This window comes from Pseudomonas sp. Leaf58, assembly GCF_003627215.1.
Taxonomy (GTDB): Bacteria; Pseudomonadota; Gammaproteobacteria; order Pseudomonadales; family Pseudomonadaceae; genus Aquipseudomonas.
In genome coordinates this window covers 410,220-423,474 of the sequence record NZ_CP032677.1, presented here as the reverse complement: position 1 = coordinate 423,474, position 13,255 = coordinate 410,220, and the positions used below count along the sequence as shown (strand labels likewise).

Annotated in this window: 11 protein-coding genes; 9 read left to right on the top strand and 2 right to left on the bottom strand. The window is 62.8% G+C overall.

Annotation, left to right across the window (positions count from 1 at the left end):
• The first annotated feature begins 3 nt into the window (after window positions 1-3).
• On the top strand, window positions 4-891 hold the full coding sequence (rarD, locus tag DV532_RS01855; RefSeq protein ID WP_056805626.1) for an EamA family transporter RarD: 888 nt from the start codon (window positions 4-6) through the stop codon (window positions 889-891).
• 247 nt (window positions 892-1,138) lie between these two features.
• Here rarD and DV532_RS01850 read toward each other — a convergent pair whose 3' ends face one another.
• Window positions 1,139-1,657 (bottom strand): glycine cleavage system protein R, encoded by a 519-nt coding sequence (locus DV532_RS01850; RefSeq protein WP_056805628.1) that lies wholly within the window; start codon window positions 1,655-1,657, stop codon window positions 1,139-1,141.
• Between the two features lie 448 nt (window positions 1,658-2,105).
• Between DV532_RS01850 and DV532_RS01845 the strand changes: the two genes are divergently transcribed.
• Window positions 2,106-4,283, top strand: coding sequence for a malate synthase G (locus DV532_RS01845; protein ID WP_056805631.1), 2,178 nt, complete (start codon window positions 2,106-2,108; stop codon window positions 4,281-4,283).
• Window positions 4,284-4,326: 43 nt separating this feature from the next.
• On the opposite strand, the gene DV532_RS01840 is transcribed toward DV532_RS01845, so the two are convergent.
• Complete coding sequence (locus DV532_RS01840; RefSeq protein ID WP_056805634.1) at window positions 4,327-4,872, bottom strand: response regulator; 546 nt, start codon at window positions 4,870-4,872, stop codon at window positions 4,327-4,329.
• A gap of 118 nt (window positions 4,873-4,990) precedes the next feature.
• Between DV532_RS01840 and DV532_RS01835 the strand changes: the two genes are divergently transcribed.
• The 7 genes from DV532_RS01835 to DV532_RS01805 all read left to right on the top strand — a co-directional run bounded on the left by DV532_RS01835 (window position 4,991) and on the right by DV532_RS01805 (window position 13,253).
• Window positions 4,991-6,928 carry a DUF294 nucleotidyltransferase-like domain-containing protein gene (locus tag DV532_RS01835; RefSeq protein ID WP_056805637.1) on the top strand — a complete coding sequence of 646 codons (1,938 nt, stop codon included), beginning with the start codon at window positions 4,991-4,993 and terminating at the stop codon, window positions 6,926-6,928.
• Window positions 6,925-7,635 (top strand): PolC-type DNA polymerase III, encoded by a 711-nt coding sequence (locus DV532_RS01830; RefSeq protein ID WP_056805639.1) that lies wholly within the window; start codon window positions 6,925-6,927, stop codon window positions 7,633-7,635. The genes DV532_RS01835 and DV532_RS01830 overlap by 4 nt, the downstream gene beginning before the upstream one ends.
• Before the next feature lie 236 nt (window positions 7,636-7,871).
• Window positions 7,872-8,390, top strand: a complete 519-nt coding sequence (locus DV532_RS01825) for an RNA polymerase sigma factor (protein WP_056805641.1) — start codon at window positions 7,872-7,874, stop codon at window positions 8,388-8,390.
• Entirely contained in the window at window positions 8,387-9,343 is a 957-nt protein-coding gene (locus DV532_RS01820; protein WP_056805643.1) for a FecR domain-containing protein, read from the top strand. The genes DV532_RS01825 and DV532_RS01820 overlap by 4 nt, the downstream gene beginning before the upstream one ends.
• Before the next feature lie 158 nt (window positions 9,344-9,501).
• Entirely contained in the window at window positions 9,502-11,907 is a 2,406-nt protein-coding gene (locus tag DV532_RS01815; protein ID WP_056805646.1) for a TonB-dependent siderophore receptor, read from the top strand.
• A gap of 57 nt (window positions 11,908-11,964) precedes the next feature.
• The gene (locus tag DV532_RS01810) at window positions 11,965-13,077 is read left to right on the top strand and encodes a PepSY domain-containing protein (protein WP_056806188.1); all 1,113 of its coding nucleotides are present in this window, start codon (window positions 11,965-11,967) and stop codon (window positions 13,075-13,077) included.
• Window positions 13,074-13,253 carry a hypothetical protein gene (locus DV532_RS01805; RefSeq protein ID WP_056805650.1) on the top strand — a complete coding sequence of 60 codons (180 nt, stop codon included), beginning with the start codon at window positions 13,074-13,076 and terminating at the stop codon, window positions 13,251-13,253. The genes DV532_RS01810 and DV532_RS01805 overlap by 4 nt, the downstream gene beginning before the upstream one ends.
• Window positions 13,254-13,255 lie beyond the last annotated feature (2 nt).

Genomic DNA, 13,255 nt, shown 5'->3' with positions numbered 1-13,255 from the left:
TGCATGCATGCCGCAAACCCGCGTCGCGGGTACTTACTGGGCCTTAGCGCCTACATCATCTGGGGCCTGTTCCCCCTGTACTTCAAGGCGATCCAAAGCGTCCCGGCGGTAGAGATCATCGTGCACCGGGTGCTGTGGTCGGCGCTGTTTGGCTCGCTGCTGCTGCTGGTATGGAAACACCCCGGCTGGCTGCGCGAACTGCGCGACAACCCGCGCCGGCTAGGCATCCTGGCCTTGAGCGGGGCGCTGATCGCCGGCAACTGGCTGACCTATGTGTGGTCGGTGAACAATGGCCGCATGCTCGAGGCCAGCCTGGGCTACTACATCAACCCGCTGATCAATGTGCTGTTGGGCATGCTGATTCTTGGCGAGCGCCTGCGCCGCCTGCAATGGCTGGCAGTGGCCATGGCCGCCGTGGGCGTGGCCCAGCAGGTGTGGCAGGTGGGCAGCCTGCCGTGGGTGTCGCTGGTGCTGGCGCTGAGCTTCGGCTTTTATGGCCTGATCCGCAAACAGGCGCCGGTGGCCGCATTGCCGGGTTTGGTGGTGGAAACCTGGATGCTGGTACCGCTGGCCCTTGGCTGGCTGCTGCTGCACCCGGCGGCGATGAGTGCCCAAGGCGCCTTCTACACTAGCAGCGAAGCGCTGTGGCTGATAGCTGCGGGGCCGGTGACGCTGATACCGCTGGTGTGCTTCAACGCTGCTGCGCGGCACCTGCCGTACACCACGCTGGGCTTCCTGCAGTACTTGGCGCCGACCTTGGTGCTGCTGCAGGCGGTGCTGCTGTTCGATGAGCATTTGTCGTCGAGCACGTTGGTGGCGTTCATGTTCATTTGGGCGGGTTTGGCGATTTACAGCGTCGATGCGTGGTTGAGTTTGCGCAAGCGTAGCTGATCAAAAAATGATCACAACTCTGCAGGCCTTGTGGTTCGTGGCCTGCAGAGACATCTCCAAAGGTTATCCACACCCTCGTCCCCGTGCTTTGTGCACAACCTGCTGATTTTTGGGTGTTTTTTGAGCAAAGCCTTGGAGGGCTTGAGTTGCCTGGGCTGGAGAGGTGAGCCCCCAGGTTATCCACAAGGCCTTCCCCGTGATATTGGGATAACCGCGGGGGCAGCTTTGCAGCCCCGGCAATCTAGGGTCACTCCTCAGCCCGCAGCTTCAACTCCACCATCAAATCATCCGCCAGGCTCTCCAGCTTCTGTTGCAGCTCATCCAGCGACAGGGTCAACGGCAAAGCCAGCAACGCATCGGCATGGAACAGCGGCTCGCTGCTCATCGGTGCCGGCCGCACCTCGGTGGTAAACCGCTCAAGGTTAACCCCAAGGTCTGCCAGCAACCGGGTAATGTCACGCACGATCCCCGGCCGGTCATTGCCCACCAGCTCCATGGCAATCGGCTTCCAGGTGCACGACGGCTCGATGCCGCTTTCGGCAATCAGCACGCGAATGTCATACCTGGCCAGGCCCTGCAGCGAGGCCACCAACTCGTCGTAGTTTTCCGCCGGCACCGCCACCCGCAGGATGCCGGCAAACTGCCCGGCCATGCGCGACATGCGGCTTTCCAGCCAGTTGCCACTGTGGTCGGCGATACATTGGGCAATGCGCTCCACCTGCCCAGCCTTGTCAGGGGCAATCACAGTCAGTACAAGATGATCCACAAGCCCTTCCTCGTGTCGGACCGCACCAAGCGGCAGAAAATCGGGGGATCGACTCAGTATAGGCAAGGCGCGGCAACCTGCCGCAGGGCAATCCGCACAGCCAATCGTGTACTGTTTCAAGATTTATCTGGAACAATCCACCTGTTTTTTGCGAACATACCCACTCCCAGCGTGACCATACGCGACCAACGGGTCGCATAACGGCGCTTTTAGTCTGATTTTGCCCCGCCTACTGCTTCATGTAGTATCCCGTGGCGCGGACTACAAAACGTCGTTTGGATGTCTGCCAAGGCGCCTGTGAAAATACGCACACCGTCTGCCAGCTGGTCTGACAGGCCGCACCCAGCCGCCCTCGGGTTTCCCGGGGGCACGCACTGGTGCCGTGTTTAGAGAAGCGCTACAGGCTTAATACAGAAGAGCGAAATAGCTGAGCAGAGTGAGGCAAGCAATGACTGGATACGTTCAAGTCGGTGGCCTTCAGGTCGCCAAGGTCCTGTACGACTTCGTAAATAACGAAGCCATCCCCGGGACCGGCATCGTCGCCGAGCAGTTCTGGGCGGGTGCAGAGAAGATCATCAATGACCTCGCTCCAAAGAACAAAGCCCTGCTCGCCAAGCGCGACGAGCTGCAAGCCAAGATCGACGCCTGGCACCAGGCACGCAAAGGCCAGGCACACGACGCCGTCGCCTACAAAGCATTCCTCCAGGAAATCGGCTACCTGCTGCCACAAGCTGACGATTTCCAGGCCACCACCCAGAACGTGGACGAAGAAATCGCCCACATGGCCGGCCCACAGCTGGTTGTTCCGGTGATGAACGCCCGCTTCGCCCTGAACGCCGCCAACGCCCGTTGGGGTTCGCTGTACGACGCCCTGTATGGCACCGACGTCATCAGCGATGAAGGCGGCGCGGAAAAAGGCCAGGGCTACAACAAGGCCCGTGGCGACAAGGTCATTGCCTTCGCCCGCGCCTTCCTCGACGAAGCTGCGCCACTGGCGGCGGGTTCGCACGTTGACTCGACCGCCTACCGCATCCAAGGCGGCAAGCTGGTCGTTGCCCTCAAGGGTGGCAGCAACAGCGGCCTGCGTGACGACGCCCAATTGATCGGTTTCATTGGCGATGCCGATGCACCGACTTCGGTGTTGCTCAAGCACAATGGCCTGCACTTCGAAATTCAGGTAGATGCCAGCACCCCGGTCGGCAGCACCGACGCCGCTGGCGTCAAAGACATCCTGATGGAGTCGGCGCTGACCACCATCATGGACTGCGAGGACTCGGTTGCCGCCGTCGACGCCGACGACAAGGTAATCGTCTACCGCAACTGGCTGGGCCTGATGAAAGGCGATCTGGCCGAAACCGTGAGCAAGGGTGGCAAAACCTTCACCCGCACCATGAACCCGGACCGCGAATACGCCGCGCCCAACGGCGGCAGCGTGACCTTGCACGGCCGCTCGCTGCTGTTCGTGCGCAACGTTGGCCACCTGATGACCAACCCGGCAATCCTCGACGCCCAGGGCAATGAAATCCCCGAAGGCATCCAGGACGGCCTGTTCACCAACCTGATCGCCCTGCACAACCTCAACGGCAACACCAGCCGCAAGAACACTCGCACCGGCAGCGTGTACATCGTCAAGCCGAAGATGCACGGCCCTGAAGAAGTGGCGTTTGCCGCCGAAATCTTCAGCCAAGTCGAAGACTTGCTGGGTATGCCGCGCAACACGGTAAAGGTCGGCATCATGGACGAGGAGCGCCGCACCACGGTCAACCTCAAGTCGTGCATCAAAGCTGCCGCCGAGCGTGTAGCGTTCATCAACACGGGCTTCCTCGACCGCACTGGCGATGAAATCCACACCTCGATGGAAGCCGGCGCCGTGGTGCGTAAGGGCGCCATGAAGAACGAGAAGTGGATCGGTGCCTACGAGAACAACAACGTCGACGTTGGCCTGGCCACCGGCCTGCAAGGCCGCGCGCAGATCGGCAAAGGCATGTGGGCCATGCCCGACCTGATGGCCGCCATGCTCGAGCAGAAGATCGCCCACCCGCTGGCCGGTGCCAACACCGCTTGGGTGCCGTCGCCGACCGCCGCCACCCTGCACGCCCTGCACTACCACAAGGTCGACGTGCAGGCCCGCCAGCGTGAACTGGCCTCGCGTACCCCGGCCTCGGTGGACGACATCCTGGCCATCCCGCTGGCTGCCGACACCAACTGGTCAGCCGAAGAGATCCGCAACGAACTGGACAACAACGCCCAGGGCATCCTCGGCTATGTAGTGCGCTGGATCGACCAGGGCGTGGGTTGTTCGAAGGTGCCGGACATCAACAACGTCGGCCTGATGGAAGACCGCGCCACCCTGCGCATCTCGGCCCAGCTGCTGGCCAACTGGCTGCGCCATGGCGTGGTCAGTCAGGAGCAGGTGCTGGAAAGCCTCAAGCGTATGGCTGTGGTAGTCGACCAGCAGAACGCTGGTGACGCCTTGTATCGCCCAATGGCGCCGAACTTCGACGACAACGTCGCGTTCCAGGCGGCTGTAGAGCTGGTCGTAGAAGGTGGCAAGCAGCCCAACGGTTATACCGAGCCGGTCCTGCACCGCCGTCGCCGCGAGTTCAAGGCGCGTAACGGGTTGTAAGTAACCGCTGCGACAGGGGGCCGCTTTGCGGCCCTCTTTCGCATTACTCGATCTTCAGTTCTTTCTTCACCAGATCCAGCAGCTTGCCCAGATCCACCGGTTTGAGCAGGAAGTCCACCACCCCCAGGTGCATCGCGTCGACCGCCTCCTTCACATCGGTGTCACCGGACACCACGATGATCGACAGCGCCGCCCGCTCCGAATTGCGAATCGTCCGGATCAAGTCCAGGCCATCCTCGGGCTGCATGCGCAAATCGGTAATCATCAAACCAATCCGCTTCTCAAAATGCAGGTACAGCCTGGCTTCCTCAGCCCCGTCCGCCCCTACGGCGTCGATACCCCTGCTTTTCAGGTACAGGATCAGCGCCCCGCGGTTGACTGCGTTGTCATCCACAACCAGCACCAACGGCCTGGTGGCCACAGGCGCACTTTTGCTCACAACGGCCAAGGCCTCGCGTTCGGCGTCGCTCAGGATCTCGGTGTGCTCAGGCATGGCCATCTCTTCAAGAACATTCCGCTTCAGCATTAGGACCGCATAAGCTGCGTAACCCGGCTCGCCTTTCATCGGGCCGTTGACAGCGGCGCTCATAGACTTACGTCCAATGGGCACCAAACCGCCGTAAGCCGACCATGGAACCCGAAAACAACGAAGCCGGCACCTATATATAGATATATATATAGTTCGGCGTAGCGATACGGTCAGTGTCATGAGCAAAAAGGACGCCTATAGCCAGGCGGGCAGGACGGCAGTGCTGCAGAACATCCAGGGCACGTTGCAGTTCTTGCAGCGTTTTCCTCCGTTCAACCAGATGGAACACAGCCATCTGGCCTATCTGGTCGAACAGTGCCAACTGCGCTTCTATGCCAGTGGCGAAAGCATTGTCAAACCTGCCGACGGCCCGGTCGAGCACTTCTACATCGTCAAGCAAGGCCGCGTGGTCGGCGAGCGCCAGCACCTGGTCAAGCCCGGCATGGAGACCACGTTCGAGATCACCAGCGGTGAATGCTTCCCACTGGCGGCGCTGATTGGCGAGCGGGCGACCCGCACCGAGCACCTGGCCGGTGAAGACACCTTCTGCCTGCAGCTGAACAAGGCGGCCTTCATCCGCGTGTTCTCGATGTCTGATGTGTTTCGGGATTTTGCCCTGCGCGGGGTCAGCAGCCTGCTCGACCAGGTCAACCAGCAGGTACGCCAACGCGCGGTGGAAACCCTCGGCACCCAGTATTCGCTGAACACGCCGCTGGGCGAACTGGCCATGCGCCACCCAGTAGTCTGCAGCGCCGACACCCCGCTGCGCGACGCCGTGCGGTTGATGCACGAGCAGCAGGTTGGCAGCATCGTGGTGGTCGACCCGCAGCGCTACCCCACCGGTATCTTCACCCTGCGCGACCTGCGCCAGGTGGTGGCTGCGGCCGATGCCGACCTGGGCGCGCCGATCGAACGGCACATGACCGCCCAGCCGTTTTACCTCAGCCCCCAGGCCAGCGCCTTCGACGCGGCCATGGCCATGACCGAGCGGCATATTGCCCATGTGTGCCTGGTGGAAAACCAGCGCCTGTGCGGGGTAGTTTCGGAGCGGGACCTGTTCTCCTTGCAACGGGTCGACTTGGTGCACTTGGCGCGCACCATCCGCCATGCGCCACGGCTGGATAACCTGGTGTCGCTGCGCGGCGAGATCAGCCAATTGGTCGAGCGCATGCTGGCCCACGGCGCCTCGTCAACGCAGATCACCCAGATCATCACCTTGCTCAACGACCACACCGTCTGCCGGGTGATCGAACTGGCGCTGGCCGAACGTGGTGACCCTGGCGTGCCATTCAGCTGGCTGTGCTTCGGCAGCGAAGGGCGCCGCGAACAAACCCTACACACCGACCAGGACAACGGCATCCTGTTCGAAGCCGCCAACAGCGCCGAAGCCGACGCCATCCGCGCCCGCTTGCTGCCGCTGGCGCAATACATCAACCAGGGCCTGGCGCAATGCGGCTTTACCCTGTGCAAAGGCAATGTCATGGCCGGCAACCCCGAACTGTGCCTGTCGCGCAGCGAGTGGGCGCGGCGGTTCGCCGGCTTTGTGCGCGAAGCCAGCCCGGAAAGCCTGCTGGGTTCGAGTATCTACTTCGACCTGCGCGTGGTGTGGGGCGACGAGCAAGGCTGCGAGCAACTGCGCCAAGGCCTGCTCGAGCAAGTAGCCGACAACCGCCTGTTCCAGCGCATGATGGCTGACAATGCCCTGCGCCAGCGCCCACCGGTTGGCCGCCTGCGCGAGTTCGTGCTGACCCGCCAAGGTAACGACAAGGCCGCCACCCTCGACCTCAAGGTCCAGGGCCTGACGCCCTTTGTCGACGGTGCCCGGTTGCTGGCCATGGCCAATGGCATCGGCGCCTGCAATACCCTGGACCGCCTGCGCCAGCTGGTGGCCAAGGGCGTGATCGAGGCGCTGGACGGTGCAGCGTATGAAGAGGCGTACCACTTCATCCAGCAAACGCGCATGCAACAGCACCAGCGCCAAGCCCGCGACAACCTGCCGTACTCCAACCGGCTCGACCCCGACAGCCTCAACCACCTGGACCGGCGCATCCTGCGCGAGTCCCTGCGCCAGGCCCAGCGCCTGCAAAGCAGCCTGGCCCTGCGGTACCAACTATGAGTTTGTTCGCCTGGCTGCGCCCCAGCGCACCCGACCTGGACCACACCACCCGCCAGCGCCTGGCCCGGCTAGCCAAGCCCGCGCCCTTGGGGGTGTGTAGCCTGCGCGAGCAGCGCTGGGTAGTGCTGGACCTGGAAACCAGCGGCCTCAACCCCAACCGTGACCAAGTGCTGTCAATCGGTGCGGTGGCTATCGAAGACGGCGCCATCGATTTTGCCCAGCAGTTCGAACGCACCCTACACAGGCCTTTGCAGAAGACCAACGCCAGCGTGCTGATTCACGGCCTGGGCCCAAGTGCCCTGGCTGCCGGTTGCGACCCGGCCGAAGCCTTGCTCGATTTGCTCGACTTCATTGGCGATAGCCCGGTGTTGGCATTCCATGCCCCCTTCGACCAGCGCATGCTGGCCCGCGCGCTGAAAGAAAGCCTGGGTTACCGCTTGCAGTCGCCCTTTCTGGATGTTGCCGAGCTGGCACCGATGCTCAACCCCGACACGGTGTTGCGCGAGGCCGGGCTGGATGACTGGGTGGCGCGGTTTGGCCTGCAGGTGGAAGAGCGCCATCATGCCAGTGCCGATGCCCTGGTAACTGCGGAACTGGCGCTGATCCTGTTCAGCCAGGCCAAGCGTCAGCAGTTGGACAGCCCGTTGCAACTGGAGCAGCGGCTGCGCGGGTGGCGGCGGCGCAAGGTCCACAATCACGGCCTGTAGAGATGTATTGGCGCTAATGGCCTCTTCGCGGGTAAACCCGCGCCTACAGGTACCGAGTAGGCCTGGAATATTGCGCGGTACTTGTAGGAGCGGGTTTACCCGCGAAGAGGCCAGCACAGGCAATACCTGTCCAATGCTGGCAATCCGATAAGCGTCCATTGCACCCACCCCATCCCCTCTGCAACAATCGCGAATAATTATCGTTAGTTAATACATACGTTCCGGGGGGACGCTGCTTGTCTTCTGCACAGAGCCCACACGCTGATCTGGTCGGTGCGCTGTACCGCGACCATCGCGGCTGGCTGCTCGCCTGGCTGCAACGCAGCATGGCCTGCCGCCAACGTGCCGAAGACCTGAGCCAGGACACCTTCGTGCGCCTGCTCGGCCGTGAGCGGCTGGATACCCCCCGCGAACCCCGGGCCTTCCTCGCCGCCGTAGCAAAGGGGTTGCTGTTCGACCACTTCCGCCGCGCCGCGCTGGAACAGGCCTATCTGACCGAACTGGCACTAGTGCCGGAAGCCGAACACCCCTCCCCGGAAGTGCAGCACCTGATCCTTGAAGACCTCAAGGCTATCGACCGCCTACTGGGCAAGCTGTCGAGCAAGGCTCGCGCGGCCTTCCTGCACAATCGCCTGGACGGCATGGGCCATAGCGAAATAGCCGAACGCCTGGGGGTTTCGGTATCACGGGTGCGTCAGTACATCGCCCAGGGCATGCGCCAATGCTACGTGGCCCTGTACGGGGAGCCGACGTGAGCAGTGCACCGGTTTCGTCACGGGTGCTGGAAGCCGCTATTGCCTGGAAAGTCAGCCTAGACGATGGTAGCGGCACTCCCGATGAACGCAGCGAATTCATGCGCTGGCATGCCGCCAGCGAGGAGCACGCCCGCGCCTGGCGCCAACTTGGCGCCATGGACCAGCGCGTCAGCGCGGCGGCCGGCCCGGCCCGCCAAGCCCTGCTGCAATCGCGCGTCGGGCTGCGCCGGCGTATCGGCAAGGTCGGCGGCGGGCTGGCCGGCATGTTCCTGCTCGGTTCCCTGCTGGCCTGGGTTGGCGCACCGTCGCTGGCGCCCAGCTACTGGCTGGCCGACCAGCGCACCGCCACCGGCGAACTGCGCACGCTGCGCCTGGAAGACGGCACATTGCTGAGTTTGAACAGCCACACTGCGGTGGATATCGACTACGCAGGCGAGCAACGGGTGATCGTGCTGCGCCAAGGCGAAATCTCGGTCGATACCGGCCACAAAGATCCGCGCCCGTTGCTGGTGCGCACCGACGACGGTCGCCTGCGCCCGCTGGGCACGCGTTTCCTGGTGCGCCGTGAAAATAACGGCACGCGCCTGGAAGTGCTGCAAGCCTCAGTCGCCGCCATGGCGCTTAACAGTGGCGACGAACACGTACTGCGCGAAGGCCAGCAGGTGTTGATGAACGCCAACGGCCTCGGCCAGATCGGCGCAGTGCCAGCCGCTGCCGACGCCTGGACCCGCGGCATGCTGGTGGTGGACGACGTGCGCCTGGCTGACCTGCTGGCCGCGCTTGGCAAGTATCGCAGTGGCTACCTCGGGGTCGACACCAAGGTCGCCGACCTGCGCGTGACTGGCAGCTTCCCGCTGACCGACACCGACTTGGCGTTGGCATCGCTGGTACCGGCATTGCCGGTGAAGATCGAGCGGCACACCCCGTGGTGGGTCAACGTCGTTCCCAAGTAATTCTGTACCGGCCTCTTCGCGGGCTTGCCCGCGAAGAGGCCGGTACAGGCAAAACCCAACTTCAAATAATTCTCGATATTTTTCAGATTCGCTCTGTCACTTTTCCAATCTCGCTCGGCAAGGAAGCAGTAAGCACTTATCCGTCGAGGAGCCGCTGCATGTCCCGTGCTGTTGACCGTATTCTGCGCCCCAGCCTGATGGCACTGGCCGTCGCCGTGGCCGCGCCATTGGCCAGCCCTGCCCTGTTCGCCGCCGAGCAATCTGCTCCGCGCGCCTATAACCTGCCCAGCGCCCCGCTGGCTACCACCCTCAACCAGATCGCCAGCCAGGCCAACATCGCCCTGGCCATCGACCCGGCGCTGGTCAGTGGCCGCAGCTCGGCGCCGGTGAACGGGCAGTACGATGGCCTCAGCGCCCTGCAAGCCGCACTGCTAGGCACTGGCCTGCAGCTGCAGCAGAGCAGCGTAGGCAGTTACAGCCTGGTGGCTACGCCGGAAGGGACACTGGCGCTGCCGGAGACTGCAATCAATGCCTCATCCAGTTATGAAAGCGCTTGGGGCGCCTCCAGCGGCTACGTAGCCACGCGCACTGCCGCGGGTACCAAGACCGACACCCCGATTGTTGAAACTCCACGCTCGATGACCGTGATCACCCGCCAGCAACTGGATGATCGCCAGGTACTCAACCTCAACGACGCCCTGCGCTACACCGCAGGTGTGCAAAGCAGCGGTTACGGTTCGGACTCGCGCGCCGACTGGCTGCGTGTGCGCGGTTTCGAACCGACCCAGTTCCTTGACGGCCTGCCGCTGCCCAAGGGGTCGTTCGCTAACCCCAAGGTCGATCCGTGGAACCTCGAACGCATTACCGTGCTGCGCGGCCCGGCGTCGTCGGTATATGGCCAGACCCCACCGGGCGGCATGCTCGACATGGTCAGCCGCCGTCCGCAGCTTGAGCGCGCGCACCAAGTCGAAGCCCAGGTGGGTAGCAACGAACACCAGCAGATCAACTTTGACAGCACCGGCAAGATCGATGATGAAGGCACGTTTCTCTATCGCGTAAGTGGCGTGGTGCGCGACAGCAATTCACCCATCGACCACATCCCCGACAAACGCTACAACATCGCACCGAGCCTGACCTGGAACATCGACGACGACACCAAACTGACCTTCATCTCTCAATACACCCGCGACGATACCGGTATCACCGGCCAGTTCCTGCCGCTGCAAGGCACCAAGCTGGGCAGCCCGGCGGGCAAAATTTCGCACCACAAGAACCTTGGCGAACCGGACTGGGATTTCTACGACCGCACCTACTACGCATTGGGCTATGCCTTCGAGCATCGCCTGAACGACACCTGGCAGTTCCGCCAGAACCTGCGCTACACCAAAAACGATTTGTCGTTCCAGGCCGTGCAGGTAGCAACCGTCAACAGCGTCGACGCCGATGGCAACGTCAACCGCGAGTCGGGCATCGTCAACGAAGACATCAGCCAGTTCGCGGTCGACAACAACTTCCAGGCCGACTTCCAAACCGGCGACATCAGCCACACTGTGCTGCTGGGCCTGGACCACCAGCGCTCAAATACCAACTATCAGTGGCTATATGGCATGGGCGTGCCACCGATCAACGTCAATCGCCCGGTATATGGCGCCGACCTGTCGAACGTCACTTACTTCGCCATGCAGGACTTTCAGCAGAAAACCTACCAGACGGGTGCCTACGTCCAGGACCAGATGTCGCTCGACAACTGGCGCCTGACCTTGGGTGGTCGGGAAGACTGGATTCACACTGGCACCGTGTTCCACAACAGCAATGACGCTACCAATACCCTGCGCGACAAGGCCTTCAGCGGCAACCTCGGCCTCAGTTACGTATTCGACAACGGCATCACACCGTACTTCTCGTACACCGAATCGTTCCAGCCAGCCGGTGGTGCCAACGTCAACTCCACGGAATCTTTCAAGCCAACCGAAGGCCGTCAATACGAAGTGGGTGTGAAATACCAGCCGGTCGGCACTGACACCCTGCTCACTGCAGCGGTGTATGACCTGAAGCAGAACAATGTCAACGTCACGGAAGGCAGCATCACCCGCCAAGTGGGCGAGTTGCAGGTGCGCGGCCTGGAACTGGAGGCCGCCACCCATGTCACCGAGAACCTCAAGGCAATCGCCTCGTACACCTATACCGACACCGAAATCCTGAAGGGTGACGACAAAGGCAATCGCATGGCGCTCATCCCGCGCCAGCAGGCAACCTTGTGGGCCGACTACACCTGGAACAATGGCCCGCTGGACGGCTTCGGCATTGGCGGCGGTGTGCGCTACGTGGGTGACACCTATGGCAATACCACCAACACCGAACTGGGCCATGTGAGTTCGTACACGGTGTACGACGCCTCGGTGCACTACGACCTCGGCCGCCTCGACAAGAGTATGAAAGGCCTGACTGTGGCGGTAGAGGCGAAGAACCTGTTCAACAAAGACTACCTGGCCAACTGCGACGGTTACTGGTGCTACTACGGTGACGAGCGCAACGTGGTGGCCAGTGTCAATTACAAGTTCTGAGTGATCCGGGGCTGCGCCGCAGCCCCGGCTTGCAACAAGCAAAAAATCGGTACTGTGATGAAAAGCCCAACCATCCGCCGCTGGTCGACGATCCACACCTGGAGCAGCCTGGTCTGCACCCTGTTCCTGCTGTTGCTGGCGCTCACCGGCCTGCCGCTAATCTTCCACCATGAGCTCGAACACCTGCTCGGCGACGCGCCCGAACTGCGCGACATGCCCACAAACGCCCCACACCTCGACCTGCAACAGCTGGTGATCAAGGCCGAGCAGCACCGCCCCGAAGAGGTCATGCAGTACTTCGGCTACGACCAAGACGAGCCCAACGGGGTAGTCGCCATCACCGCCGCCACTGCCGGCACCGCCCCCAATTTGTCGCACACCTTCATGCTCGACGCCCGCACCGGCGAAGCGGTGGCCATGCCGGCCGCCAATGGCGGCTTGATGATGCTGATGCTACGCCTGCACGTGGACATGTTCGCCGGCCTGCCCGGCAAACTGCTGCTGGCATTCATGGGTGTGCTGTTCGTAGTCGCGATCGTTTCCGGCACAGTGCTCTATGCCCCGTTCATGCGCCGCCTGGGCTTCGCCACGGTCCGCCATGACAAATCTCGCCGCCTGCGCTGGCTGGACCTGCACAACCTGCTCGGCGTGGTGACCGTGGCGTGGGCTTTGACGGTGGGCGTGACCGGCGTGATCAGCGCCTTATCCGACCTGGTCATTGCCGCCTGGCGCAACGACAGCCTGGCCGCCATGGTCGCGCCCTACCGCGACGCCCCAGCGCTTACCGAGCGCGCCCCGGCCACCCGCCTGCTGACCATCGCCGAACAGGCCGCACCCAACATGCGCCCCGACTTCATCGCCTTCCCCGGCACGCGCTTCTCCAGCGAACACCACTACGCGGTGTTCATGAAAGGCGCCACGCACCTGACCTCGCACCTGCTCACCCCGGTGCTGATCGATGCGCGAACGCTGGAGGTCACCGCCGTCGGCGAGCGTCCCTGGTACATGGACGCCATGGGCCTGTCGCAACCCCTGCATTTCGGTGACTACGGCGGGCGGCCCATGCAGCTGTTGTGGGCAGCACTCGATGTGCTGACCATCATCGTGCTCGGCAGCGGCCTGTACCTGTGGTGGGGCAAGCACCGCAACAAAACGCAGGTGCGGGCATGAGCCACAGGTGCAGATCGACGCGGCAGATCTTCGCCTGGCCGGCACTGATCGCCGTGCTGAGCACCGCCGGCCTGTTCGCCGCGCTGCTGGACGATGGCCTGTGGGACAGCTTGGCGTTGTTGGGCCTGGGCCTCTCGGCTGCGCTGGGCGTAAGCGGATTCTGGCGCCGGCGGTAACC

Excerpts from the sequence above, each read along its gene's own strand:
- rarD (WP_056805626.1), top strand. The coding sequence starts at position 4 with ATGCATGCCGCAAACCCGCGTCGCGGGTACTTACTGGGCCTTAGCGCC.
- DV532_RS01845 (WP_056805631.1), top strand. The coding sequence starts at position 2,106 with ATGACTGGATACGTTCAAGTCGGTGGCCTTCAGGTCGCCAAGGTCCTG.
- DV532_RS01840 (WP_056805634.1), bottom strand. The coding sequence starts at position 4,872 with ATGAGCGCCGCTGTCAACGGCCCGATGAAAGGCGAGCCGGGTTACGCA.
- DV532_RS01835 (WP_056805637.1), top strand. The coding sequence starts at position 4,991 with ATGAGCAAAAAGGACGCCTATAGCCAGGCGGGCAGGACGGCAGTGCTG.
- DV532_RS01830 (WP_056805639.1), top strand. The coding sequence starts at position 6,925 with ATGAGTTTGTTCGCCTGGCTGCGCCCCAGCGCACCCGACCTGGACCAC.
- DV532_RS01815 (WP_056805646.1), top strand. The coding sequence starts at position 9,502 with ATGTCCCGTGCTGTTGACCGTATTCTGCGCCCCAGCCTGATGGCACTG.
- DV532_RS01810 (WP_056806188.1), top strand. The coding sequence starts at position 11,965 with ATGAAAAGCCCAACCATCCGCCGCTGGTCGACGATCCACACCTGGAGC.
- DV532_RS01805 (WP_056805650.1), top strand. The coding sequence starts at position 13,074 with ATGAGCCACAGGTGCAGATCGACGCGGCAGATCTTCGCCTGGCCGGCA.